The organism is Marinomonas transparens (genome assembly GCF_016463975.1).
Taxonomy (GTDB): domain Bacteria; phylum Pseudomonadota; class Gammaproteobacteria; order Pseudomonadales; family Marinomonadaceae; genus Marinomonas; species Marinomonas transparens.
Window position 1 is genome coordinate 1 of the sequence record NZ_JAEMNX010000096.1, and the last position, 303, is coordinate 303.

Here is a 303-nt window from a genome sequence, read left to right on the forward strand (position 1 = left end):
TTCACCGCCACCTTGTCTAATCCAGGTGAAACGGATGTGGGTATCATCCTTGGTAATTACGATGAGATCGTAATTAAGGCAGGTGAAACCACAGGTACCTTGGTGGTTAATACTCAAGACAGCGATGTGTATCGAGATGCTGATAGTGTTACCGCATCCGTCATTGACGTGATTGGTGGCAACTTCGAAGCCGTGGACTTCAGCGCAGCGACGGCGACGGCACAAATCATCGACACCATTGATACGACGACTGTCTCACTGGCAACCAGCGATGTGAACGAAGACGCGGCGAGCGTGACCTTC

At 51.2% G+C, this 303-nt stretch carries 1 protein-coding gene; it reads left to right on the top strand.

Going from position 1 to position 303, the window contains the following annotated elements; genetic code table 11:
- Window positions 1-303: immunoglobulin-like domain-containing protein (locus I8J31_RS20800; RefSeq protein WP_199470499.1), on the top strand; the 303-nt coding region annotated here is incomplete at both ends.